Here is a 23402-nt window from a genome sequence, read left to right on the forward strand (position 1 = left end):
ACTTGTCGGGAGCAGGTCTCGAGGGGGCGGCCCCACCACTCTGGGAGGAGCAGGTGGCGCCAGCGAACTCCCCCCGAAAACATGCACCCCAAGGCCGAACCTTTTTTCTGGCCTTTGGCTGGTTTTGCACGTTTTCAGGCCCTGTTGGGCCGATCTGGGGAGATTTGCATGAGTTCTCGTAGCATTCGGCAGGCAACCGTCCTGCGTCGTTCCTCGCTGGCGCTCGCGCTGGCGGTGGGCATGGGCCTCACCGGCACGGCCTTCGCCCAGGCCACCACGGGTACCATTTTCGGTACCGCCGAAGCCGGCGACACCGTTCAGATCATCAGCGCAACCGGTCTGACCCGCACCGCGACGGTCGACGAGCGCGGCCGTTACAACCTGGCCAACCTTCCGGTGGGCGCCTACACGGTGAACCTCATGAAGGGTGGCGCTACCGTCGACACCCGTAAGGATGTCGCCGTGACCGTCAACAAGGGCTCTGACGTTTCGTTTGCTGCGGCTTCGGCTTCGGCTGCCAACGCCTCGACCCTGGAAGGCGTCACCGTCATCGGTACCTCGCTGCCGCCGATTGACGTCTCGTCGGTCGACTCGCGTACCGTTATCACCCAGTCGCAGCTCAAGCAGTTGCCGCTTGGCCGCACCGCGGAAGCTATCGCACTGCTGGCCCCGGGCGTCGCCCAGGGCGCGACCGGTACGGGCTTCCTGAGCCCGAGCGGCCAGACCCTCGTGTCGTTCGGCGGTTCGTCGGTGACCGAGAACGCGTACTACATCAACGGCATGAACACCACGGATCCCATCTCGGGCTACGGTGGCATGACCCTTCCGTACGGCGCGATCGACCAGCAGGAAATCCTGACGGGCGGTTATGGTGCGCAGTACGGCCGTTCGGACGGCGGCGTGATCAGCGTTGTCGGCCGTCGCGGCACCAACGATTTCCATTTCGGTGGCCAGATCCTGTGGACGCCCGAGTTCGCCAAGGCGGACCCGATCAATGCGAAGTACCCGACCAGCTCCGCGCGTGACGGCCAGGTATACCGCTACCGCAACCTGAACAAGACCTGGGAAGCCGTGGCTTCGGCGTATGCCGGTGGCCCGCTGATCAAGGACACCTTGTTCGCGTTCGTCGCCGTGGAAGCTGCGAAGTCGAAGGGCGATAACGTCCAGACCGCCTCGCAGAACAAGAACTACGTGCAGACGTACAAAGATCCGAAGATGTACGCCAAGATCGATTGGAACATCAACGATAACAACATCCTTGAAGTGACCGGTGCCAGCGTCAAGCACGATTACACCGGTGATGTTTACGCCTTCGACAACACGACGCGTCAGAACGGCGATTTCATCGCTGCCGATACCGCTGCGCGCACGAAGCAGACGATGTGGGTTGCCAAGTACACGGGCTACCTCACCGATAGCCTGACCGTGACCGCCCAGTACGGCAAGCAGGACACGAAGCTCTTCACGCAGACCGGCACGACGGATCCGAACCTGATCCCGATCCTCGGCGCCGACCAGCAGAATCCGGCGTACACGACTGGCTTCCCGCAGGGCATCACCAACGCGCAGAACCTGACGACCGTTCCCGATCCGACCCACGAAAGCAAGGTCACGAACTATCGTGTTGACCTGTCGTACGTGCTCGGCGATCACACGATCTCGGCCGGTATCGACAACCAGAACACGCAGGATCTGAACGACGGCGAGTCGATCTACAACAACGCCGGCTACGAGTGGAGCTACGGTTCCGTTGAAGAGGGCGGTGATATCGCGGGCGGCGCCGTTTCGTCGCCGGTGGGTACGCCGTACTACGTCTCCCAGTATCGCCAGCAGACCGCCGCTTCGGTGCGCGTGCGTCAGCGTGCGCAGTACGTCCAGGACCTGTGGCAGGTGACGGATACCGTCAAGCTGTCACTCGGCCTGCGTAATGACCAGTTCACCAACTACAACGGCAGCAACGAAGCCTATATCACCCAGACCAAGCCGCAGTGGGCCCCGCGCCTCGGCGGTACCTGGGATGTGTACGGCGACAGCAGCTTCAAGGTGTATGCCAACGCTGGCCGTTACTACCTCGCCCTGCCGCTCGTCCCCGCCCTGCGCGGTGCGTCCGGCTCGACGCAGACCAACGCTTACTACTCGTACACGGGCATCGATCCGGCCACGGGTTACCCGACCGGCCTCACCCCGCTCGATTCGGTGAACGGCCCGGGCCAGCCCTACTCGCCGAACAACGAGTACGGTCAGGCGAAGGACCCGAAGATCGTCAGCGCCAAGGGCCTGAAGTCCGAGTACCAGGATGAGTTCATCGCTGGCTTCGACAAGGCACTGGGCACCGACTGGGTCTACGGCGCCAAGCTGACCTACCGTAAGCTCGGCAACGCGATCGACGATTATTGCGACACCGGCTCCAACCCGAATGGCCGCTTGCAGGATCTGTTTGCTGCCAGTGGTTCGCAGGTCAACCTGGCCGATGCCGGTGTGAGCTGCTACCTGTTCAACCCGGGTCGTGCCAACACCTTCCTCGCTCCGAATGCGGCCGGCGGCTATGACAGCGTCCACGCGACCAATGAGGAACTGGGCTTCCCGCACCTCAAGCGTCACTACTACGCCCTCGAGCTGCACCTGCAGCACGAGAAGGGTGATGGCAAGTGGTGGGGTAACGTCAGCTACGTGTATTCGAAGTTGTACGGCAACTCGGAAGGCCAGACCGATTCCGATGCGGGTACGCGCAGCGATCCGTCGGTCACCCAGGCGTGGGATAACGCCCCGCTCATGGTGTACTCGAACGGCAAGCTGGCCAACGACCACACCCATGCGCTGAAGGCCTACGGTGCTTACGAGATCACGCCGGAATGGCAGGTCTCGGGCAACATCGCCATCGTCTCGGGTGCGCCGCGTAACTGCTACGGCGGTTTCGGTCCGGACCAGGTCGATGCTGGCTACGGTACGACCTCCTACCACTGGTGTGGTGGTGAGCCGTCGCCGCCGGGTGCAGTTGGCCGCAACCCGATCACGCACACCGTGTCGGCTGCCCTGGCTTACCGTCCGGAATGGGCACAGGGCCGTCTTGGCTTTACTGCTGAAGTCTTCAACCTGTTCAATGAGCAGGAAAAGACCCAGTCGTATCCGTACTACGGCACCACCAGCGCGACGCTGGCGACCTACAATGTGCCGATCGCGCAGCAGACCCCGCGTTACTTCCGCTTTGGTGTCACGTACGACTACTGATCGCTGGGAGAAGGGATTCATCGCCACCTCCGGGTGGCGGTGACCGGAAAAACGCCACCCCCGGGTGGCGTTTTTTTTGAGAGTCCTTGGATCGATCTAATCCCAGATCCGTCTGAGATTACGGATAAATCAGTGGCTTAGCATTTTCGGCAGGAACTTGCCGGAAGTTGCGACCCGGAACACGGATTCATCGACCCCGGGCGGTGTTGCACTTGACTTTGCCAGCGGCGCATTTGCCGGTATGCTCCATGGTTCCCCCCGGAAGTCCTTGCGGGCCATGCGCTTGCGTATCTTCCGTGACCCACCAACATTTTCCGTTTCAACGAGGCTCGACCATGCGCAGGATTCTCTTGTCGCTCGCATCCGTATCTGCCCTGGCACTTGCCGGCTGCGGTGGCGGTTCGGATAACAACGGCCAGCAGGCCGCCGCTGGTGGCGACAGTGCCGCCGCAGGCCCGGCCGCTCCGGCCAATGCCGTGACCGGCACCGTCACCCTGCGTGACGCCGGCGCCGCGCTTTCGCCGGATGCCAAGCTCGATCTGAAGCTCGTCGATGTCTCGGCCGAGGGCTCGCAGCCGCTCGCCACCAAGTCGATCGCACCGGTCACCCTGCCGCAGGCGTTCCAGCTCGATTTCAACGCGACCGACCTCAACCCGAACGACATGTACATCGTCGAGGTGTCGCTGCAGGATGGCGAGCGTCACTACTCGTCGCCGCTGAAGACCCCGGTGCTGACCAAGGGCGCGAAGAACGTCGCCAACATCCAGCTCGTCGGTGAAGCCACCCCGGGTGAGAAGGAACTGGCGGGCTTCAACTCCGTCAAGAAGAACATCGGCGGCATGAAGGTCACCCAGGGCACCGCGCTGAAGGAAGGCGAATCGCGCGGCTGGCAGATCTTCAAGAAGGGCAATGATGTCCAGTTCGTGATCGAACTGGTCGACTACGGCGACAAGGGCTTTACCTCCACGAACTACGCTTACAAGAACGGCAAGCCGTGGGTTATCGTGCAGGAGAAGAAGCCGAGTAAGGATGGCAAGCCGACCTCGACCGAGCGCGCGGGCTGGAACGACGCAGGCGAACTCGTGCTGAAGGAAAACCAGGCTGGCGGGAAGACCTCGGCGCTCAGCGACGATGATGCCAACAGCCTCAAGAGCCAGGCGGAAGCGATGTACTCGAAGGCTGGCGGCAAGAAGTAAGCCGCGCTTTACGGGATGAAAAAAACGCCGGCTTTCGCCGGCGTTTTTTTTGCCTCATGGTGTGCCGGAAATCCGGGACTCGCGCAACGCGAGCCCGGATCACGCTGGCTTAGAACGCCAGCTTCACGCCCAGGTTCAGGCTATTGAGGCGCTGGGTGTCGTCGCTGAAGCGACCGCTGTAGCTCGCCCAGCCGCTCCAGCTCTGGTTGAAGTCAGCGGAGACGCCGACATCGGCGGTGACCCAGGTCTTGTCCGGGGTGAAGCCCTGCAGCTCGAACTTGCCGCTCATGTTGGTGAGGCCAGCGGTGACGTAGCGATCTTCCGCACGACCATCGTGGTTGTAGGCCACTTCCGCGAACGGGTGCACCGTGGTGTTGCCGGCGGCCCACGTACCCTGCAGGCGCCAGCCCGCGGTTTCGATGCGCGCGTTGCGGACCTGCTTGCCGAAGGTCATCGCGGTGCTGGTGCTGTTGCGCTCGGTGTAACCGAACACGCGCAGCTGCTCGACTTCCACCGTGGCGAACGGACCAGTCTTCAGCGTCTCGCTACCGAACCACCAGCCACCGGTCAGGCCGCCACCGACGTGCGAGCCATCGGTCTTGCCCGACTCGGTACGGCGTGCGGTGCCCAGGTCGATGCGGCGATCGATATCGGTGAAGCTCAGCTGGCCGAAGCTGGCGAACGCGCCGACGTAGCCGCCACCCTGGTGATAGAACGCGTAGCCGGTACCGGCTACGTCCTGCATCTTGTAGCCGCCACCGCCCTTGAAGTCGGCGTTGGCCTGGGTGAGACCCAGGGCGACACCGACGTTGAAGTTGTCATTGACCTTCGCGTCGGCGCCGACGGTCAGGTTGACGTTGTCGCTATCGGTCTGCGGCGAGTTGTCGGTGTTCTTGTACTTCTGCTGGCCGTAATCGACCGAGGCGAAGAAACGCGTACCGGCGCCGAGGTTATCGGCCATCATTTCATTACGCAGCGCGCGCATGTGCGCAGCATCGGAAGCGAGGCCGGCTTCGCCGAGCAGCGAGATCTGGCGCGGTGCTTCGAGCACGGAGATCGCGTACTGGCTAAGTAGGGCGTGCGCACCGGTGGTCGGGTGGATGCCATCGGCGAACAGCCACGTGGCGGCAGCGTTCGGGTCACGCAGGGTGGTCGGCGAGCAGCTGATCGAGCTGGCCGTGGTGCAGGCCGGCACGCTGACGTTGGTGAAGCCATACGCTGACGGGTTGGCGATCACTTCGTTGAGCAGTGAGTACGTGTCGATCGGCACGATGCCCTTGTTGGCCGAAGCCAGGCCACCCGAGAGGATGCCGTTGTAGACCTGCGCGAGCGAGGTCACGCCAGCGGCGGCCGCGGCGCCCTGCGACTGGGCAGCCGGGGTCTTGCCGATATCGGGCAGGTTGAACACGACGATGGTCTTGGCACCCGCAGCCTGCAGTGCCTTGATCTGGCCGACTTCCTGCGTTGCGGCGGTACCCACGACGAGCTGGGCGGTGGCCGGGTTGGCGGTGGCGGCCAGGATGTCGTTGGCGCCGATCCACATGGTGTACAGGGCGTTCGGGTTGGCCTTGCCACCGTTGGCGGCGAGGTACTGCTGGATCTGGGCCGAGGTCGCCGGGGTCGGGTTGGCCAGGCCGGCGCGCGCGCCGCCAAAGGCGTAGTCGGTACCACCCTGCAGCGACGGGGTCAGCGCCAGGTTGAAGTACTTGGCGATGTTCTCGACCGCGACGGTACCGGGGTTCGTGGTGAAGCGGGTGATGACCGGCGAGCCGGAAAGGATCGCGACGTTGCCGTTATCGCTCAGGCTGTCGCCGAACGAGACGACCTGCTGGAACCCATCGGCGTGCGCCCCAGCACTGAACAGAAGGGCGGCACCGATGGCGCCTGCAAGATGACGAATACGCATTTGGAATCACTCCGTGTGTGGGGCGTTAGAGAATTGTTACGGTAGCCGAATCCATACGGCGGCGCATGCTGCGCCGCCGCAGGTTTTTTGCAGGGTTGGGCGTCGATCGGGGTTATCGCGCGCAAGCGCGCTCCTACAAGGGGTGGCGCGCTGCCTGTGTGGCTGTAGGAGCGCGCTTGCGCGCGATCCCTACCCCTCAGCGTTTGAGAGCTTTCGTAAACGCATCAGCAAAGGCGCTGTTCGCCGGTGCCGGCGCTGCCTTGGGTGCCTGGGGGGCACGACCGCCACCACCACCACTCTGGCCGCGACGATTGCCGCCACCCGCCGGGGCATCGTCACGCTGGCCGGGGCGACCGGTGCGCGCTTCACCCGGCACATCGTCCAGGCGCATGGTCAGGGCGATACGCTTACGCGGGAGGTCGATCTCCATGACCTTGACCTTCACGATATCGCCGGCCTTCACCGCATCGCGCGGATCCTTGACGAAGGTGTGCGACAGCGCCGACACGTGGACAAGGCCATCCTGGTGCACGCCGATGTCGACGAACGCGCCGAAGGCGGCCACGTTGGTGACGCGGCCTTCCAGCACCATGCCGATCTTCAGGTCCTTCAGGTCTTCCACGCCTTCGGCGAAGCTCGGCGCAACGAATTCGGGGCGCGGATCGCGGCCGGGCTTCTCCAGCTCCTTGAGGATGTCGCGCACGGTCGGCACGCCGAACGTCTCGTCGGTGAAATCCTCGGCCTTCAGGCCACGGAGGAATGAGGCATCGCCGATTACCTGCTTCACTTCGCGGCCGCACTGCTTGAGGATGCGCTCGACCACCGGGTACGCCTCGGGATGAACCGAGCTTGCATCGAGCGGATTGCTGCCGGCGGTGATCCGCAGGAAGCCCGCGCACTGCTCGAACGCCTTGTCGCCAAGACGCGGCACTTTCAGCAGATCCTTGCGGCTACTGAACGCGCCGTTTGCATCGCGGTGCTTGACCACGTTCTCCGCCACGCTGGACGAGAGCCCGGCGACGCGCGCGAGCAAGGGTGCGGAAGCGGTGTTCACATCGACGCCCACGGCGTTGACGCAATCTTCCACGCGCGCGTCGAGGGCGCGCGCGAGCTTCACCTGGTTCACATCGTGCTGGTACTGACCCACGCCGATCGCCTTGGGCTCGATCTTCACCAGCTCGGCCAGCGGATCCTGCAGGCGGCGCGCAATGGACACCGCGCCGCGGATGGATACATCGATGTCGGGGAATTCCTTCGACGCGAGTTCGGAGGCCGAGTACACCGACGCGCCGGCTTCGCTCACGACGACCTTGGAGAGACTCAGGTCAGGCATCTTGCGCATGACCTCGCCGACCAGTTTGTCGGTCTCGCGCGACGCGGTGCCGTTGCCGATCGCGACCAGGCCAACGCCGTGCTGTTTGCTCAGCTGCGCGATGCGGGCCATCGACTGATCCCACTGGTTGCGCGGCTCGTGCGGGTAAATCGTGTCGTACGCGAGCAGCTTGCCGGTCGCATCGACGATGGCCAGCTTGCAACCGGTGCGGATACCCGGATCGAGCCCCATCACCGTCTTCGCGCCGGCAGGCGCGGCAAGCAGCAGGTCCTTCAGGTTCTCACCGAATACGCGGATGGCTTCGTCTTCCGCGCCTTCACGCACGCGGCCGAACAGGTCCAGGGTGAGGTGTAGGTGCAGCTTCACCCGCCAGGTCAGGCGCACGGTCTCGCGCAGCCAGGCATCGGCGGGGCGGCCGCTGTTGATGATGCCCGCGCGGGCGGCGACACGGCCCTCGCCTTCGGCATGGCCCTGGTCGGCGTCCAGCGCCGGGTTCAGGTCGATCTCGAGGATGCCCTCGTTACGCGCGCGCATCAGTGCCAGCAAGCGGTGCGAGGGAATCTTCGAGAGTGCTTCGGTGTGGTCGAAGTAGTCGCGGAACTTCGCGCCCTCGTTTTCCTTGCCGGCGACGACGGACGCCTTGATCTGGCCCTTGTCCCACAGCCAGTCGCGTAACTCGCCGACCAGCGCGGCGTCCTCGGCGATCGTCTCCATGAGGATGGCACGGGCGCCATCGAGGGCGGCCTTCACATCAGCCACGCCCTTCTCGGCATCGATGAAGCCGGCGGCGAAGGTTTCCGGATCCTGCGAGGGATCGTCGCGCAGGCCGGTCGCCAGCGGCTCGAGGCCGGCCTCGCGGGCGATCTGGGCCTTGGTGCGCCGCTTGGGCTTGTACGGCAGGTACAGATCTTCCAGGCGCGCCTTGGTGTCGGCGGTGAGGATGTCGGCCTTCAGGGCGTCGGTCATCTTGCCCTGCTCGACGATGCTGTCGAGGATCGCCGCGCGGCGATCTTCCAGCTCGCGCAGGTAGCGCAGGCGTTCTTCCAGCAGGCGCAGCTGCACGTCGTCGAGGCCGCCGGTGACTTCCTTGCGGTAGCGGGCGATGAACGGCACGGTGGCGCCACCATCAAGAAGACCCACCGCCGCGCGGACCTGGTCAGGGGCTGCGGCGATGTCCTGGGCGATACGTTGTTCGATGCTCTGCATGTCTTTCCTGTGCTTGCTCAGCCGGCCGAAGCGAGGCCCGGGCCGCCGATGATAGCAAGCAGGGGCCGGCTGGCCGACCGCCGGGCGGCCGGCCAGGGCCGTCAGGCGTCGAAACTGCCGGTCGGGCCGCTGCGTGGGGCCGGTGCTGCGCGCGCGTCGGCGCGCCCGGTCAGCACGTAGGTGCCAGCGAGCATGTCGTGAATACCTTGCTTGCGCTCCGAGAATGCCGCCGTGACATAGAACACCATCGGCAGGAGTACGGAGAGGAAGGGCACCGCATTGGCCAGGCGGATGAGGTTGCGGCCCGCGGCACGCCCCATCGTCAGGCGCTGGCCCGCGGTGTCGGTGACCCGGATACCGCATGCCAGCTTGCCCGGCGTGGCCTGCCACTTGGAGGCCTCGAAGAACACGTAGTAGGCGAAGCCGATCAGCAGCACGATGTAGCTGATCGGGCGCACCTCTTCCAGATAAGCGCTCATCGCTGCGCTCTGGTTGGTTTCCATCTGGGTGAACAGCGTGGTGATGGCATGCTGGAACCCCATCGCCATGGCGATGAACGTCGACGGGATGGTGATCAGGATGTAATCGATCACCCAGGCGCCGAAGCGCAGCCAGAACCCGGCGTATTCGGGCGCCACGGTGCTCTCGGTAACGCCCATGAACGGCTGTTCCCGCGGCGGCGGCGGCGGGGCGGCCCCAGGCGGCGTGGCGGGGCGATCCTCTGGGAAGAGTTCGCCTAGCGGACGCCAGTCGGTCATCCCCTCGTACCAGCCAAGCTCTTCGGGACGGCAGGTGCCATCACGCAGCCATTGGCGGATCTCGTCATCGGGGTAGGGGCCGAAGCGTTCGCCGTTGCGTCCGATCCAGACTTGCATGGTGTGTCATCCGTTAAGTCGCTAACTGCAGCGGATGATGCCAGATGCCCGCGGGCTAGCCGAGGGCCAGAGGTCAGGCCGCTCGGCGTTTCAGGTGCACCAGGAGCAGCGAAATGGCGGCGGGGGTGACGCCGCTGATGCGTGAGGCCTGGCCGATCGTGGCCGGGAGCGCGCGCTTCAGCTTGATCAATACCTCGGCCGAGAGCCCGCGAACGCGGTCGTAATCGAAATCGCCCGGGATGCCGGTGGCCTCGTGGCGGCGCTGGCGCTCGATCTCGTCGCGCTGGCGCTCCAGGTAGCCGGAGTACTTGGCTTGCACTTCCACCTGGGTGGCCACCTCGGCATCGGCGACGGCCGGGCCGAGTTCGTCCACCGCCATCAGCGCGGCGTAGTCCAGCTCGGGGCGGCGCAGCAGGTCCAACGCGTGCGTTTCACGGCTCACGGCGATGCCAAGCGAGCGCTCGATAGCCGCGCCCAGCGCATTGGTCGGGGCGGCCCACATGCCGCGCAGGCGGGCGGTCTCGCGTTCGGCGGCCTCGCGTTTTACTTCGAGGCGGCGGAAGCGTTCCTCCGGCACCACGCCGCGCGCGTGGCCCTGGGGCGTCAGGCGCAGGTCGGCGTTGTCTTCGCGCAGGTGCAAGCGGTACTCCGCCCGCGAGGTGAACATGCGGTAGGGCTCGATCGTGCCATTGGTGGTGAGGTCATCGATCAGCACGCCGACGTAGGCTTCGTCGCGGCGCGGGTACCACGGCGTCTCGCCCCGTACGGAAAGCGCGGCGTTCATGCCGGCGATGAGGCCCTGCGCACCGGCTTCTTCATAACCGGTGGTGCCGTTGATCTGTCCGGCGAAATACAAGCCGGGCACGCCCTTCGTTTCCAGCCACGGATGTAGCCCGCGCGGGTCAAAGTAGTCGTACTCGATCGCGTAGCCGGGGCGCGTGATATGCGCGTTCTCGAAGCCGGGGATCGAACGCACCAGCGCGTACTGCACATCGAAGGGCAGCGAGGTCGAAATGCCGTTCGGATAAATTTCGAAGGTATCGAGGCCTTCGGGTTCGACGAAGATCTGGTGCGATAGCTTGTCGGCGAAGCGCACCACCTTGTCCTCGATGGAGGGGCAGTAGCGCGGGCCTACGCCTTCGATCTGGCCGCTGTACAGCGGTGAGCGATCCAGCGAGCCACGGATGAGGTCGTGGGTGGCCTCGGTGGTCTGGGTGATCCAGCAACTGACCTGGCGCGGGTGGTCGGCGGCCGAGCCCATGTACGAGAAGTGCGGCATGGGGTTGTCGCCCGGCTGCTCCTCGAGCTTGCTGTAGTCGATGCTGCGGCTGTCGATACGGGGCGGCGTACCGGTCTTCAGGCGATCGGCGGCCACAGGCAGCTCGCGCAGCTTCGCGGCAAGCGTCGAGGCGGGCGGATCGCCGGCGCGGCCACCGGCGTACTGCGCCGGCCCGATATGGATCTTGCCAGCCAGGAAGGTGCCGGCGGTCAGCACCACGGCCGGGGCGTGGAAATCCAGGCCCATCTGCGTGCGCACGCCAACGACCCGGCCGTTCTCGAGCAGCAGGTCATCTACGGCCTGCTGGAACAGGCGCAGGTTGGGCTGGGTTTCTACGATGTGACGGATGGCGGCTTTGTACAGCGCCCGATCGGCCTGGCAGCGCGTGGCACGCACGGCCGGGCCCTTCGAGGCGTTGAGGGTGCGCCACTGGATACCGGCGAGATCGGCCGCGCGGCCCATGGCCCCGCCCAGCGCATCGATCTCCTTCACCAGGTGGCCTTTGCCAATGCCGCCGATGGCGGGATTGCAGCTCATCTGGCCGATGGTCTCGATGTTATGGCTGAGCAGCAGCGTGCGCGCGCCAGCGCGGGCCGCGGCAAGCGCAGCTTCGGTGCCGGCATGGCCGCCACCGACCACGATCACGTCGTAGGTTTCTTTATGCAGCATGGGAAGAATCAAGGGCATGAGGCCGAGCTGGTCATTTTAGCGCCACTGCTGCCCCTGTAGGAGCGCGCTTGCGCGCGATGGGTGCTCGCGGCAAGGCCTATCGCGCGCAAGCGCGCTCCTACAAGGGCGGGGCCGGTGCAGTTGCAGATGAAACGGTTGGCACGATGGATGCTTTGCTTACAGCGCACTTCCACCGGGCAGACGCAGCGCGACATACGCGCGCCGAGATCGAGCGACAGGGGCTTGATCGTGTGCCGAGGGAAGGAAGCGGGATGTGGGCAAGGATGCCCCATTCGGTTCAAGAATGAGATCTGGCGCCCAGCGGTCTCAGGAACAGGGGGAATCCAGGATGACCGTGCTGCTGGGCGCCAGAAACCGAAGTGAGTGGCACAAAGAGCCGCGGCCCCTGCCGCGGCTTTTCTTTGTTGGAACGAACAGTACTCTTTTCAAATGAACCGTGTGTGACTTTTTTGTCAATCAACGGCTCTATTTCGGCAATTGGTGACGCTGAGCGTCAGTTTTTGATAATCGCGTCACCCTAAGGCAACGCGCGCCAGGATGTCGGTCAGGTCTCGTGAGAGGTCGTTGCGTGCCGCCAGCTCAGCCACCACCGCATGTGCCGCGTCGCGTCGCGCGACCTCGAGCCGCCTCCAGCCGTTAAAGGCCGTCGCCACGCGTGCCGCCACCTGCGGATTCAACGCGTCGATAGCGACCAGGCGATCCGCCAGCCAGCGGTAGGCCGCGCCATCGGCCCGATGAAAACCCGTGGGGTTGGCGCGGGCAAAGGTGCCGATCAGTGCCTGTACGCGGTTCGGGTTCTTCAGGGTAAACGCGGCGTCGCCCTCAAGCGCCTGGATGCGCGCCAGCGCGCCCTCGCCTGGCCATTGCGCCTGGGTGGCGAACCATTTATCGAGCGCCAGCGCGTTCCCGTCGTAACGCTTGCGGAAGTGTGCGAGCGGCTGTGCGGCCGCCTCGGCATCGGTGACGGCCAGCGTGGCCAGGCCGTTCAGGCGATCGGTCATGCCCGGCGCCTCGTCGTACTGGGCCTTGGCCAGCGCGACGGCGCCAGCGGCGTCCACCAGTGCAAGAAGATCAAGCACCCGCCGCTTCAGCTGGCGCTGCGACTGGGCCGATGCATCGAGCCCAGCGCTGGTGTTCGCCCGAAGCGACTCATAGCGCCCCTTCAGCGTGCCCACACCGATGGCCTGGGCCAAGGCGCGGAGCATGCCCTGGCGAACCGTGCGAATCCGCTCCGGATCACGCTCGGGCTGGCGCTCCACGAGTTCAATTTCACCCGGCGGCGTCAGCAATTCAGCGAGCAGCGCGTCATCGATCGATGCGTCGGCGAACAGGCCGGCGAGGGCGGCCGTCCACGCGACGACGGCCGGGCCTTCCGGCTTCCCGTCGCGATACTCGTCATAGGCCAGCCCGGCCAGTTGCTGCCCGGCATCCCAGCGGTTGAAGCCATCCGCATCGTGGCGCAGGAGCAGGGCCAGTTCGGTCGGCGCGTATTCGCATTCGAGGATGACCGGCGCGGAGAACCCGCGTAGAAGCGATGGCACCGGCACCGCATCGATATCTTCAACGACGAAGGTTTGCTCGGTACCCGTGAGCACGACGGTGCGTTCGCTGGCGCCGGCGACGCTTTCGCCTTCGAGGCGTAGGGGCAGCGCTGTGCCGCTGGCATCGAACAGGGAAAGGCGCACGGGGACCGGCAACGCCTGCTTGTTCGGCTGGCCGGCGCTGGCCGGTGTGCGCTGGCGCAGAATCAGGCGATAGCGGCGCGTGGCCGGCTCGTGCCGCCCCTCGGCGCTCAGCCGCGGCGTACCGGCCTGGCCATACCAGGCCAGGTACGGGGAAAGGTCCACGCCATTGGCATCGCCCAGGGCCTTGAGGTAGTCCTCGATCGTCGCCGCCTCGCCATCGTGGCGTTCGAAGTACAGGTCCATGCCTTTGCGGAAGCCGTCGTGGCCGAGGTGGCCGGCGATCATCCGCACCAGCTCGGCGCCCTTTTCGTAGACGGTGGCGGTGTAGAAGTTATTGATCTCTGAGTACTGCGACGGCCGTACGGGATGCGATAGCGGGCCGGCATCTTCAGGGAACTGCGCCCGACGCAGCAGTGCGACATCCTCGATGCGCTTGAGCGGCGCCGAGTTCATGTCCGCGGAAAAACTCTGTTCGCGGAAGACCGTGAGGCCTTCCTTCAGGCTGAGCTGGAACCAGTCGCGGCAGGTGACGCGATTGCCGCTCCAGTTATGGAAATACTCGTGCGCGACGACCGCCTCCACATGCCGGTATTCATCGTCGGTGCTCGAACCCGGGTCCGCAAGCAAGTACTTCGCATTGAAGATGTTGAGACCCTTGTTCTCCATGGCGCCCATGTTGAAATCATGGGTGGCGACGACGTGGAATACATCAAGGTCGTAGTTACGCCCGTACGCGCTCTCGTCCCAGCGCATGGAACGCACCAGCGAATCCATGGCGTAATCGCAACGGTCGATGACATCCGCTTCCGCCCAGATGTGCAATGCCACCTTGCGTCCATCGGTCGTGGTGTAATCCTGGCTGATCCGTTCAAGGCGACCTGCGACCAGCGCGAACAGGTAGCTCGGCTTCGGATGCGGATCCACGAAGCGCGCCCAGTGGCGTCCATCGCCCAGTTCACCTTCGCCATCCGGGTTGCCACCGGCGAGCAGCACCGGGAAGCGAGCCTTATCGGCACGCAGCGTGACGGTGAACTTCGACAGGACATCCGGGCGATCCGGATAAAACGTGATGTGGCGGAAGCCTTCGGCTTCACACTGGGTCAGCAGGAAGCCCCGGTCGCGGCTGCCCGAAAGGTAAAGGCCTTCAAAGGCGGTGTTTTCCGCCGGGCGCACGGCGACGCGGGTGGTGAGCGTGCAGCGGTCGCTATCCACGCCCACTTCGAGCACGCCATTGGCCAGGATGTATTCGCCTTCACCCAGGCGGCGGCCGTCGATACGGAGCTCAAGCAGTTCCAGGCCCTCGCCGTTCAGGCGGATGGGTTCGTCTGCCTGGCGAACCAGTTCCAGCGTCGCCTGTACCACGGTGCGGTCGATGCCGAGATCGAACTCCAGCACGACATGCTCAAGCGCCCACGCAGGCGGCCGGTAGTCAGCGAGGTGGATGACGGCGGTGGAGGCGTCGGAACGGTCGTTCATGGCTTGGGAAACTTCGTGGTGCGGGCTCTGGCAGGCTAACATGCGGCCTGATTCGTCAAAAGGAACCCCGCTCATGTCCCGTTTCACCGTGACACGTTCCTCGATGGGCGCCCAGGAAGTGCTCGTCCTCCGCGATAGCCAGGCCCAGCGCGAGATCCGTATCGCGCGCCGCGGCGCCACCTTGCTGTCGATCAACCTCCCGGTCGCCGGGGGCTCACGCAACATCGCCGACGCTTTTCTTAACGAACAGGAACTGGTGCCGCATAAAGGGTCACGTTTCGCGGTCATGACCCCGTTTGCCAACCGGATAAACGATGCGCGTTATACGTTTGAAGGAAAATCCTACGATTTGCAGCCAGGTGCCATCGGCGCCGATCGCGCCATTCGCCACGGCTTTGTGCGCGGTGTGATGTTCGATGTGGCCGATGAAGCCAATGATGATGATCGCGCCGTGGTGACTTTCAAGACGCAGGCGATTCGCCCCGATGCCTATCCGGGTTATCCGTTCGCACTTGATTTCAGTATCACCTTCTCGCTGGATGCGAAGGGGCTCTCGATCGAAACGCATACGCGTAACGTCGGCGACCACGCCGCGCCGGTCTTCTTTGGCTGGCACCCGTACTTCCGCCTTTCGGAAAATGCGATCGACACGTGGGAACTGCAGGTGCCGGCGAACACGGTGATCGCCACCGATAGCGGCTTTATTCCTCTGCCCGGTCGTGAGGCATGGAAGTCCATCGACGATGTCGACGCGTCACTCGATTTCCGTCAGCCGCGCAGCATCGGCGCCACGGAACTCAACACCACCTATACCGACTTGCAGGTAGACGAGGACGGTAAGGCGCGCACCTACTTGCGTGATCCAAAGACGGGCACAAAAATCGCCGTCTGGCAGGAGCGCGGCGTGATGCTGGCATTCACGTCGGACACCAACGAGCGCGATCCGCGCAAGTCGGTGGCGCTGGAACCCATGGAGTGCATGGCGGACGCTTTCAATCGTGAAGACTGTGCGTCGTTGCTGCGGCTGGCACCGGGCGAAGAGCGTCGGTTCATCTGTGGTGTGGAATTCGGCCCGTGATGCTTCCTTCGTTTGCCGAGATCCGTGATGCCGCGGCACGCATCGCGCCCCATGCACGCGTTACCCCGGCCATGCGCAGCGAGCTGATCGATGCGCGCGTCGGCGCCGCTGTGTGGTTCAAATGCGAGAACCTGCAACGTGGCGGTGCGTTCAAGTTTCGCGGCGCCACGAATGCGGTGTGGTCGCTGACCGACGAAGAAGCCGCGCGCGGCGTCGTCACACACTCCTCCGGCAACCACGGCAATGCACTGGCGATGGCGGCACGCACGCGCGGTATCGCGGCGCATGTCGTCGTGCCCGAGGGCGCGGTCAAGGCCAAGGTCGATGCGATCATCGCTGCAGGTGCCACGATCCATCGTTGCGCAGCCACCACCCAGGCACGCGAGGCGAAGGCCGCGGAGATCATGGCGGCGACCGGGGCGAACCTGGTTCACCCGTATGCCGATGCGCGCGTGATGGCTGGGCAGGGCACCCTTGTGCCCGAGCTGCTCCAGCAAGCGCCTGGTATCGACACGATCCTGTTTCCCGTTGGCGGCGGTGGCCTTGCTGCGGGGTGCTCGATCGCCGCGCACGGCATCGATCCCGCCATCGCGCTGTTCGGCGCCGAGCCGGAAGGCGCGGACGACGCGGCGCGTTCGCTTGAGGCCGATGCGCGCGTGGGGCCGTTCACGCCCAGTACGATCTGCGACGGCCTGCGCACGTTGATCGGTGAACCCAATTTCCACGCCTTGCGGGATCACCAGGTGCGCGTCCTGCGGGTAAGCGATGACGACGTCGTGGCGGCCATGCGCCTGATGTGGACGGAACTGCGCGTGATCGTGGAACCCTCAAGCGCGACGACATTGGCGGCCATGCTGCGTTACCCCGCGCATTTTTCCGGCCGCAACGTCGGCGCCGTGATCACAGGTGGCAACGTCGATCTGGATGCACTGCCCTGGTGACGCGTTAGGACGCGGGCGCCGCCGCATGCGATGTCGGCGGCGCCCTGTGCATCTGAAGGCATCGCTCGCTGTGCTGCTGTGCTGAAAGCCCACGTCGTCCACCGTGTCGCCCGGACAGATCAGACCCCGCGCGGTCCGTAACCTGCTCGCTCATCCATGACGACGAGGTGGGCCATGCGCTGTCCCTGGGCCGAACAGAGCGATATCGAGCGTGACTGGCACGACCATGAGTGGGGGCGTGTCGTTCGCGATGACGCCTTGCTCTTCGAGCTTCTGACGCTAAGAGGTGCACAGGCAGGCCTGGCCTGGCGCACGGTATTGAGAAAGCGTTGCGCGTATCGCCAGCTGTTCCATGGTTTCGATATCGCGCGCGTCGCCGCCATGGATGATGACGAGCTGGAGCAGGTGATCCATGACAAGCGCATTATCCGGCATCGCCTGAAGGTCGCCTCGGTGCGGGCCAACGCGCGCATCATCATGGCGATGGCTGCACGCGGGGAAAGCCTTGCCGATGTCCTTTGGTCGTTCACCCGCGGCGAGACGATCGTGAACACCCATGCGGTAGCGAGTGATGTACCGATACGCTCCGAGGTATCCGATCGGCTGAGCAAGGAGCTGAAGCGGCGTGGCTTTCGCTTTGCCGGTACCTCGATCTGCTACGCACTCATGCAGTCGGCAGGCATCGTCAACGACCACCTGGTCACCTGCGATTGCTACCGCGCGGGGTCAACCGAACGGAGTTTTCCGCCGGCTCCCGCGCAGCTTGTCGATCGAGAAGCTGGCGATCTCACCGTTCCCTTCGCGTCGTGATTGCCCTTCCGGCGGGCCCCACGCATGCGCGGTCACCACCTCCCACGTCGAGGGAATGGTGCCCTGGGTACGCAGCGCCTCATAGGCCTCGAGCATACGCTTGTAATGCTGCTTGCCGGTCAGGCCGCGCAGGCGGCCTGCGTCCGCATTGTTTGCACCCAACCCGCGCAGTTCGTCCAGCAACGCGCGTGGGGTGGGGTAGGTCAGCGTGTAGCGCTCGGCGAACAGCACCGGATCCTTCAGGCCCTGCGCGAGCATGGCGTCGCCAATGTCGTGCATGTCGAGGAAACGTGCCACATGGGCGTGCTGGTCCGCGCTGGCCCAGGCGGCACGCAGCTCGGTGAGCGTATCCGGACCGAAGGTAGAGAAGGTGATCAGGCCGCCGGGCTTGAGCACGCGTGCGCACTCGGCGAACAGGCGCGACAGGTCTTCACACCACTGGAAGCACAGGTTGGAGAAGAGCACGTCAACACTGTGGTCCGGTACGGGCAGCGTATAAGCATCGGCCTGTACGCGCGCGAACGGCTTGAGCCATCCCGCGTGCTGCTTCGCCTGCTTCAGCATCGGCAGCGCGAGATCGACGGCGATGACCTGGGCCTTCGGGTACTTCTTCTTGAGTGCCGCGGCGCCGCGGCCTGTACCCGATCCGACATCGAGCACGACATCAGGTGCCTGGGGAAGGACCTCGAGCCGCTCGACAAGCGTGGCCTGCACTTCGCGCTGGAGCGCGTCGTGCTTTTCATAGGTGCCTGCGGCACGGCCGAAATTGCGGCGGACCTGAAGGCGGTCGAAGTGGAAATCGCTCATGCGTCTGAACCGGTGAACTTGGTGATGACATCCGCCAGTTCGGCGGCGTGTCCAATAAAGGGGGCGTGGCCGGCATGGGCCAGTTCCACGAAGCGTCCGCCAGCCGCATCCGCGGACCAGCGCATCGCCTCCGGATGCACGATGCGGTCGCGCCGGCCCGCTATCCACAGGCTGGGTACGGATAATGCGTGCAGGCGCGCGCGCAGGTCCGTGTCCTCGAGCAGGCGCAGGCCTTCCATCAGCACGCGTGGGTCGGGTTCGCCGCGCTCGTAGGCCTCGGCCATCAGGCGGCGCGTTTCCGCGCGCGGGTCCTGGCTGCCCATGGCTTCCAGGGCGATGAATCGGTCGACGGTAGCCTTGTAGTCGGACTCAAGGTCGGCGGCGAGCTTGTGGATCATGACGGGGTCGTTGCCGTGCGGCCAGTCATCCGTGCGCACGAACTTCGGGGTCGAGCTCACCGCGACCAGGCGGCGGACCGCCTCCGGGTATGCCAGGGCGGCCGTAGTTGCCACCAGCCCACCGAGCGACCAGCCCAGCCAGGTCGCGGGCGGGGTATCGCGGAGGATCGCCTCGGCACAGGCGCGCGGATCGAGCGGGACCGACGAGGTGCGCGAATGACCGTGGCCGGGCAGGTCGACGAGGTACATGTCGTAGTGCGCATCCAGCACGTCGGCGAGCGGATGCAGGATGCCGCCATGCATGGCCCAGCCGTGGATCATCACCAGCGGCACGCTGCCATGGCCGCGGCGCTCGATGTAGAGGCCGCTCACAGTGTCTCGCTTGGGGCCAGCGCGGGATCGACCGCACCACGGCCATCGAACACGAAGCAGTCGCCGCGCCAGTGCGCGCCGCCCACTTCTTCGAAGTATTTGAGGATGCCGCCTTCCAGTTGGTACACGTGATCGATGCCGATCTCGCCCATGTGGATGGCGGCCTTCTCACAGCGAATGCCGCCGGTGCAGAACGACACCACAGTCTTGCCGGCGAAGCGCTCGCGATCGGCCGCCACCGCTTCGGGGAAGTCGGTAAATGATGAAAGGCCGTAGTCCACGGTGTTCTCGAAGGTACCCGCGGTCACCTCGTAGTCGTTACGCGTATCGAGCAGCACGACATCGCGGCCGTCGTCGTCGTGACCCTGGTCAAGCCAGCGGCGCAGGTCGACCGGCAACACGTGTGGCGCACGGCCCGCCTCGGGGCGGATCGCTGGCGCGTGCATGGTGATGATTTCCTTCTTCAGGCGCACGCGCATGCGCCCGAACGGCACCCCATCCGACCAGCTCTCCTTCGGCGCGATGTCGGCGAAGCGCGCATCTTCATGCAGCCAGGCCATGAACGCGGTGATCGCATCGGCCGGCGCAGCGAGGAACAGGTTGATGCCCTCCGGTGCGAGCAGGATCGTGCCCTTTAATGCCAGCGCCTCGCAGCGCGCCACGATCTGCTCGCGCAGGGCGGCCAGGTCGTCGAGGGCGACGAACTTGTAGGCGGAAATGTTGAGGATCGGCATGGGCATGGGGCGAAGCGTGGGGCCGCCCATTATACGGCGACGGCTCGTGCGGGCAGGGGCAGGCGAGCCAGGGCCTCCAGCAAAGCATCGATCCGGGCCTCGGTGTGGGCCGCGGAGAGGGTGATCCGCAGCCGGCCAGTGCCCGCCGGAACCGTTGGCGGCCGGATCGGCACGACCAGGAAGCCGTCCCGTTCGAGCATCCGTGCGCCGGCCAGGGTGGTCCCCGCATCGCCGAGTACCAGGGGCTGGATCGCCGTGCTGCTGGGCATGAGCGGCAGGCCGAGCTGGGCGGCGCCCGCCTGAAACCGGGCGATGTTGGCGGCCAGGCGTTCGCGGCGGCCCTCGCTGTCGTCGCGGACCAGGCGCAGCGCAGCGCGGGTGGCCGCGGCCAGCGCAGCCGGCATGGCGGTCGTATAGATGTAGGGGCGGGCGAACTGGACGATGGCGTCCATCACATCGGCATCGCCGGCGACGAAGGCACCCGCGCAGCCCAGCGCCTTGCCCAGCGTGCCCATGAGTACCGGGGCATCGGCACTGCCCAGGCCGGCAGCGGCCAGGGACCCGGCGCCACGCGGGCCGAGCACCCCCAGACCGTGTGCGTCATCGACGTAGAGCATCGCCCCGCGATCGCGGCAAAGCGCGGCCAGGGCGGGCAGCGGGGCGATATCGCCATCCATGCTGAACACGCCATCGGTGGCGAGCAGGGCCGGCGCATCCGGTTGCCCGTCAAGCTGGCGCGCGGCGCTTTCAACATCAGCATGTGGGTAACGGCGCAAGTCCGCGCCGGCCAGCTGGGCGCCGTCGATCAGGCTGGCGTGGTTGAGCTTGTCCTGTACGCAGAGCGCGGCGCTGCGGCCGGGCATCGCGCCCGCGCCAAGCAGGGCCTGCAAGGCGCCGAGGTTGGCCATGACGCCGGTGGAGAACAGTACCGCGCGCTCGCGGCCGGTCCAGTCGGCGAGTTCTTCCTCCAGCGCGGCGTGCTCGCCGCGGTGGCCGGAGACCAGGTGCGCGGCGCCAGTGCCGACGCCTTCCACCGCCGCGGCGCGGGTCAGCGCGGCGACCAGTTCACGATGATTGGCGAGGCCGAGGTAATCGTTGCCGCAGAAGTCGGCAAGGATGCGTTTGCCGACCAGCCGGCGTCCGCCGGGCAGCACATCACACGTACGCACCCGGCGTAGCAGGCCCTCCCGCTCGCGTTGCGCACAAGCGGCAGCGAGGTGGTCACGCAGGTCCGGCCGCGTGCTCACGCCGCGTCGGCGGGTTCGATGATGTCGGCGTGGACGGTGCCCGGCTCCACTTCGACTTCAAGCGGCTTCAGGCCCAGGCGCTCGAACAGGCGGCGGTCGTGCTCGACGTCGGGGTTGCCGGTGGTCAGCAACTTTTCGCCGTAAAAAATGGAGTTCGCACCCGCGGCGAAGCACAGGGCCTGCAGCGCGTCGTCCATGGTCTCGCGGCCCGCGGAGAGGCGCACGACCGAGGCCGGCATGAGGATGCGCGCGACCGCGATGCTGCGCACGAACTCAAACGGGTCCAAGGCCTCGGTGCCGTGAAGCGGTGTGCCTGCGACCTGGACCAGCCGGTTGATCGGCACGGATTCCGGGTGTTCCGGCAGGTTGGCCAGGGTGCGCAGCAGGCCGGCGCGCTGGGCGCGCGATTCGCCCATGCCGACGATGCCGCCGCAGCAGGTCTTCATGCCAGCGTGGCGGACGTGGTCCAGGGTATCCAGGCGATCCTGGTAGTCGCGGGTGTGGATGATCTCGCCGTAAAAATCGGGCGAGGTATCGAGGTTGTGGTTGTAGAAGTCGAGGCCGGCCGCTTTCAGCGTGTTGGCCTGCGGCTGGCTGAGCATGCCCAGCGTCGCGCAGGTCTGCAGGCCCAGGCCTTTCACTGCGCTGACGATCTCGGCGACCTTGGCTACATCGCGATCTTTCGGCGAGCGCCACGCGGCGCCCATGCAAAAGCGGCTGGCGCCGGCGTCCTTCGCGGCCTGGGCGCGTGCCAGCACGGCCTCCACGCTCATTAGCTTTTCGGCCTTCACCCCGGTGGCATAGCGCGCTGCCTGCGGGCAATACGCGCAATCCTCCGGGCAGCCGCCGGTCTTGATCGAGAGCAGGGTAGAAACCTGAACCGCATTCGGGTCGTGGTGCAGGCGATGCACCGACTGGGCCTGGAACAACAGGTCGTTGAACGGCAAGGCGAACAGGTGTTCGACCTCGTCGAGGGTCCAGTCGTGGCGAAGGGCTGCGGTCATGGAAGGCTCCCGTGGCGAAGGCGCGCAGTGTCGACGCCTGCTCAACGACTGTCAACCTTAACGACATGCCATCAGTTTACAGTCGGCAGCCCCCGCGCTGCCGTACGATGAGGCCGTCCCCCACGGAGTCTTTCCCCATGAGCGCAGCAGGACAGGGCAGTGCCGGCAACGTCATCGCCGCGGTGTGCAGCTTTTTCATCCCCGGCCTGGGCCAACTGGTCCAGGGCCGCATCTTCAAGGCACTGATCATGTTCGTGCTGGCAGCGGTCCTGTGGATCATCTGGATGGGCTGGATCATCCACCTCTGGTCCATCGTAGACGCCGCGATGTTCCGCCCGAATAACTAGACCAAGGTACCGGATGCATGGATGCATTCCCCTGGCTGGCCCGCCTGGGCCGCTTCTTAATGCCGTTGCACTGCTTGTTGTGCGGCGCACCCGGCAACGATGGCATCGAACTGTGCGCAGGGTGCGCCGCGTCCCTTCCGCTTAACGCCTTCCATTGCCGCGGCTGCGCGCTGCCCCTGGCGCGCACGGTGGAACTTTGCAGCGAATGCATGGAAGGGCCGCGGCCCTGGACGGCAGTATGGGTGCCGTTTCGCTACGCATGGCCGCTGGATCTGCTTGAAACGCGGTTTAAGTTCGGCGGAAACCTCGTCGCTGGCCAGGTGCTGGCGCAGCGATGGATCGCCAGCGGTGCGCCACCTGCCGTGCCGGATGTGATCGTTCCCGTGCCCTTGCATGTATCGCGATTGCGCGAGCGTGGTTTCAATCAGGCGCTTGAGTTGGCCCGGCCGCTAGGACGGCATCTTGGTTTATCTGTGCGTCCGAGGTTGCTGGAACGCCTCCGTATTACCGATGCGCAAAGCGGCCTCGATGCGGATGAGCGCGTGAGAAACGTTGGCGGTGCTTTCGTGGCGCGCGGTGCGTCCACGTTGAAACACGTCGCCGTGCTCGACGACGTGATGACCACGGGCGCAACGTTGAGCGCATGCACGCTGGCGCTGCTGGAAGCCGGTGTCGAACGCGTAGACATCTGGGCGCTGGCCCGCACCCCTAAACCTGGCTTCAAAGATGCCGCAGACCTGTAGGAGCGCGCTTGCGCGCGATGGGGGTTGCCGCGAGCACCCATCGCGCG

General features: G+C 65.4%; 17 protein-coding genes. 7 read left to right on the forward strand and 10 right to left on the reverse strand.

All coding sequences use genetic code 11. The annotated features are described in order from the left end of the window. Positions 1 to 168: 168 nt before the first annotated feature. Positions 169 to 3228, forward strand: coding sequence for a TonB-dependent receptor (locus VGN46_RS17050; protein ID WP_331645396.1), 3060 nt, complete (start codon positions 169 to 171; stop codon positions 3226 to 3228). 335 nt (positions 3229 to 3563) lie between these two features. Then, positions 3564 to 4424, forward strand: coding sequence for a DUF1481 domain-containing protein (locus VGN46_RS17055; RefSeq protein WP_331645398.1), 861 nt, complete (start codon positions 3564 to 3566; stop codon positions 4422 to 4424). Between the two features lie 109 nt (positions 4425 to 4533). Here the strand turns inward: VGN46_RS17055 and VGN46_RS17060 are convergent, their stop codons facing one another. The 5 genes from VGN46_RS17060 to pepN all read right to left on the reverse strand — a co-directional run bounded on the left by VGN46_RS17060 (position 4534) and on the right by pepN (position 14874). Beyond that, the gene (locus tag VGN46_RS17060; protein WP_331645400.1) at positions 4534 to 6330 is read right to left on the reverse strand and encodes an autotransporter outer membrane beta-barrel domain-containing protein; all 1797 of its coding nucleotides are present in this window, start codon (positions 6328 to 6330) and stop codon (positions 4534 to 4536) included. A 196-nt stretch (positions 6331 to 6526) separates the two neighbouring features. Next, the gene (locus VGN46_RS17065; protein ID WP_331645402.1) at positions 6527 to 8869 is read right to left on the reverse strand and encodes a Tex family protein; all 2343 of its coding nucleotides are present in this window, start codon (positions 8867 to 8869) and stop codon (positions 6527 to 6529) included. A 101-nt stretch (positions 8870 to 8970) separates the two neighbouring features. Then, positions 8971 to 9744, reverse strand: a complete 774-nt coding sequence (locus VGN46_RS17070) for an RDD family protein (RefSeq protein ID WP_331645404.1) — start codon at positions 9742 to 9744, stop codon at positions 8971 to 8973. Positions 9745 to 9817: 73 nt separating this feature from the next. Beyond that, complete coding sequence (gene mnmG / locus VGN46_RS17075; protein ID WP_331645406.1) at positions 9818 to 11692, reverse strand: tRNA uridine-5-carboxymethylaminomethyl(34) synthesis enzyme MnmG; 1875 nt, start codon at positions 11690 to 11692, stop codon at positions 9818 to 9820. A gap of 533 nt (positions 11693 to 12225) precedes the next feature. Beyond that, positions 12226 to 14874, reverse strand: a complete 2649-nt coding sequence (gene pepN / locus VGN46_RS17080) for an aminopeptidase N (RefSeq protein WP_331645408.1) — start codon at positions 14872 to 14874, stop codon at positions 12226 to 12228. Between pepN and VGN46_RS17085 the strand changes: the two genes are divergently transcribed. The 3 genes from VGN46_RS17085 (at position 14840) to VGN46_RS17095 (ending at position 17703) form a co-directional block, all read left to right on the forward strand. Next, positions 14840 to 15952 carry an aldose epimerase gene (locus VGN46_RS17085; RefSeq protein WP_331645410.1) on the forward strand — a complete coding sequence of 371 codons (1113 nt, stop codon included), beginning with the start codon at positions 14840 to 14842 and terminating at the stop codon, positions 15950 to 15952. The genes pepN and VGN46_RS17085 overlap by 35 nt on opposite strands. After that, on the forward strand, positions 15952 to 16893 hold the full coding sequence (locus VGN46_RS17090) for a threonine ammonia-lyase (RefSeq protein ID WP_331645412.1): 942 nt from the start codon (positions 15952 to 15954) through the stop codon (positions 16891 to 16893). The genes VGN46_RS17085 and VGN46_RS17090 overlap by 1 nt, the downstream gene beginning before the upstream one ends. 174 nt (positions 16894 to 17067) lie before the next feature. Continuing rightward, positions 17068 to 17703, forward strand: coding sequence for a DNA-3-methyladenine glycosylase I (locus VGN46_RS17095; RefSeq protein ID WP_331645414.1), 636 nt, complete (start codon positions 17068 to 17070; stop codon positions 17701 to 17703). Here the strand turns inward: VGN46_RS17095 and bioC are convergent. From bioC to bioB, 5 genes are read right to left on the reverse strand one after another with little or no spacing between them, the layout of a single operon-like run. Beyond that, on the reverse strand, positions 17620 to 18510 hold the full coding sequence (bioC, locus tag VGN46_RS17100) for a malonyl-ACP O-methyltransferase BioC (protein ID WP_331645416.1): 891 nt from the start codon (positions 18508 to 18510) through the stop codon (positions 17620 to 17622). The two genes, VGN46_RS17095 and bioC, sit on opposite strands and share 84 nt — an antisense overlap. Beyond that, positions 18507 to 19280 carry a pimeloyl-ACP methyl ester esterase BioH gene (gene bioH / locus VGN46_RS17105; RefSeq protein WP_331645418.1) on the reverse strand — a complete coding sequence of 258 codons (774 nt, stop codon included), beginning with the start codon at positions 19278 to 19280 and terminating at the stop codon, positions 18507 to 18509. Before bioH ends, bioC begins: the two co-directional genes overlap by 4 nt. Continuing rightward, on the reverse strand, positions 19277 to 20014 hold the full coding sequence (locus VGN46_RS17110) for a sulfurtransferase (protein ID WP_331645428.1): 738 nt from the start codon (positions 20012 to 20014) through the stop codon (positions 19277 to 19279). Before VGN46_RS17110 ends, bioH begins: the two co-directional genes overlap by 4 nt. A 29-nt stretch (positions 20015 to 20043) precedes the next feature. After that, positions 20044 to 21261: an 8-amino-7-oxononanoate synthase gene (gene bioF, locus VGN46_RS17115; protein ID WP_331645420.1), complete on the reverse strand. Its 1218-nt coding sequence runs from the start codon at positions 21259 to 21261 to the stop codon at positions 20044 to 20046. Further along, entirely contained in the window at positions 21258 to 22265 is a 1008-nt protein-coding gene (gene bioB / locus VGN46_RS17120) for a biotin synthase BioB (RefSeq protein WP_331645422.1), read from the reverse strand. The genes bioF and bioB overlap by 4 nt, the downstream gene beginning before the upstream one ends. 137 nt (positions 22266 to 22402) lie before the next feature. Between bioB and VGN46_RS17125 the strand changes: the two genes are divergently transcribed. Together VGN46_RS17125 and VGN46_RS17130 are read left to right on the forward strand one after the other, a co-directional pair. Beyond that, positions 22403 to 22612, forward strand: a complete 210-nt coding sequence (locus tag VGN46_RS17125) for a hypothetical protein (RefSeq protein ID WP_331645424.1) — start codon at positions 22403 to 22405, stop codon at positions 22610 to 22612. A gap of 17 nt (positions 22613 to 22629) precedes the next feature. Then, positions 22630 to 23355 (forward strand): ComF family protein, encoded by a 726-nt coding sequence (locus VGN46_RS17130; RefSeq protein WP_331645426.1) that lies wholly within the window; start codon positions 22630 to 22632, stop codon positions 23353 to 23355. The last annotated feature ends 47 nt before the right edge of the window (positions 23356 to 23402 follow it).

Origin of the sequence: Luteibacter sp., assembly GCF_036500425.1 — a bacterium.
In the GTDB taxonomy this organism is placed as follows: Bacteria; Pseudomonadota; Gammaproteobacteria; order Xanthomonadales; family Rhodanobacteraceae; genus Luteibacter.

What these genes read in the sequence shown, in the direction of transcription:
- VGN46_RS17050 (WP_331645396.1), top strand. Translation starts at nt 169, where the DNA reads ATGAGTTCTCGTAGCATTCGGCAGGCAACCGTCCTGCGTCGTTCCTCG.
- VGN46_RS17055 (WP_331645398.1), top strand. Translation starts at nt 3,564, where the DNA reads ATGCGCAGGATTCTCTTGTCGCTCGCATCCGTATCTGCCCTGGCACTT.
- VGN46_RS17060 (WP_331645400.1), bottom strand. Translation starts at nt 6,330, where the DNA reads ATGCGTATTCGTCATCTTGCAGGCGCCATCGGTGCCGCCCTTCTGTTC.
- VGN46_RS17065 (WP_331645402.1), bottom strand. Translation starts at nt 8,869, where the DNA reads ATGCAGAGCATCGAACAACGTATCGCCCAGGACATCGCCGCAGCCCCT.
- VGN46_RS17070 (WP_331645404.1), bottom strand. Translation starts at nt 9,744, where the DNA reads ATGCAAGTCTGGATCGGACGCAACGGCGAACGCTTCGGCCCCTACCCC.
- mnmG (WP_331645406.1), bottom strand. Translation starts at nt 11,692, where the DNA reads ATGCTGCATAAAGAAACCTACGACGTGATCGTGGTCGGTGGCGGCCAT.
- VGN46_RS17085 (WP_331645410.1), top strand. Translation starts at nt 14,840, where the DNA reads ATGACGGCGGTGGAGGCGTCGGAACGGTCGTTCATGGCTTGGGAAACT.
- pepN (WP_331645408.1), bottom strand. Translation starts at nt 14,874, where the DNA reads ATGAACGACCGTTCCGACGCCTCCACCGCCGTCATCCACCTCGCTGAC.
- VGN46_RS17090 (WP_331645412.1), top strand. Translation starts at nt 15,952, where the DNA reads ATGCTTCCTTCGTTTGCCGAGATCCGTGATGCCGCGGCACGCATCGCG.
- VGN46_RS17095 (WP_331645414.1), top strand. Translation starts at nt 17,068, where the DNA reads ATGCGCTGTCCCTGGGCCGAACAGAGCGATATCGAGCGTGACTGGCAC.
- bioC (WP_331645416.1), bottom strand. Translation starts at nt 18,510, where the DNA reads ATGAGCGATTTCCACTTCGACCGCCTTCAGGTCCGCCGCAATTTCGGC.
- VGN46_RS17110 (WP_331645428.1), bottom strand. Translation starts at nt 20,014, where the DNA reads ATGCCGATCCTCAACATTTCCGCCTACAAGTTCGTCGCCCTCGACGAC.
- bioB (WP_331645422.1), bottom strand. Translation starts at nt 22,265, where the DNA reads ATGACCGCAGCCCTTCGCCACGACTGGACCCTCGACGAGGTCGAACAC.
- VGN46_RS17125 (WP_331645424.1), top strand. Translation starts at nt 22,403, where the DNA reads ATGAGCGCAGCAGGACAGGGCAGTGCCGGCAACGTCATCGCCGCGGTG.
- VGN46_RS17130 (WP_331645426.1), top strand. Translation starts at nt 22,630, where the DNA reads ATGGATGCATTCCCCTGGCTGGCCCGCCTGGGCCGCTTCTTAATGCCG.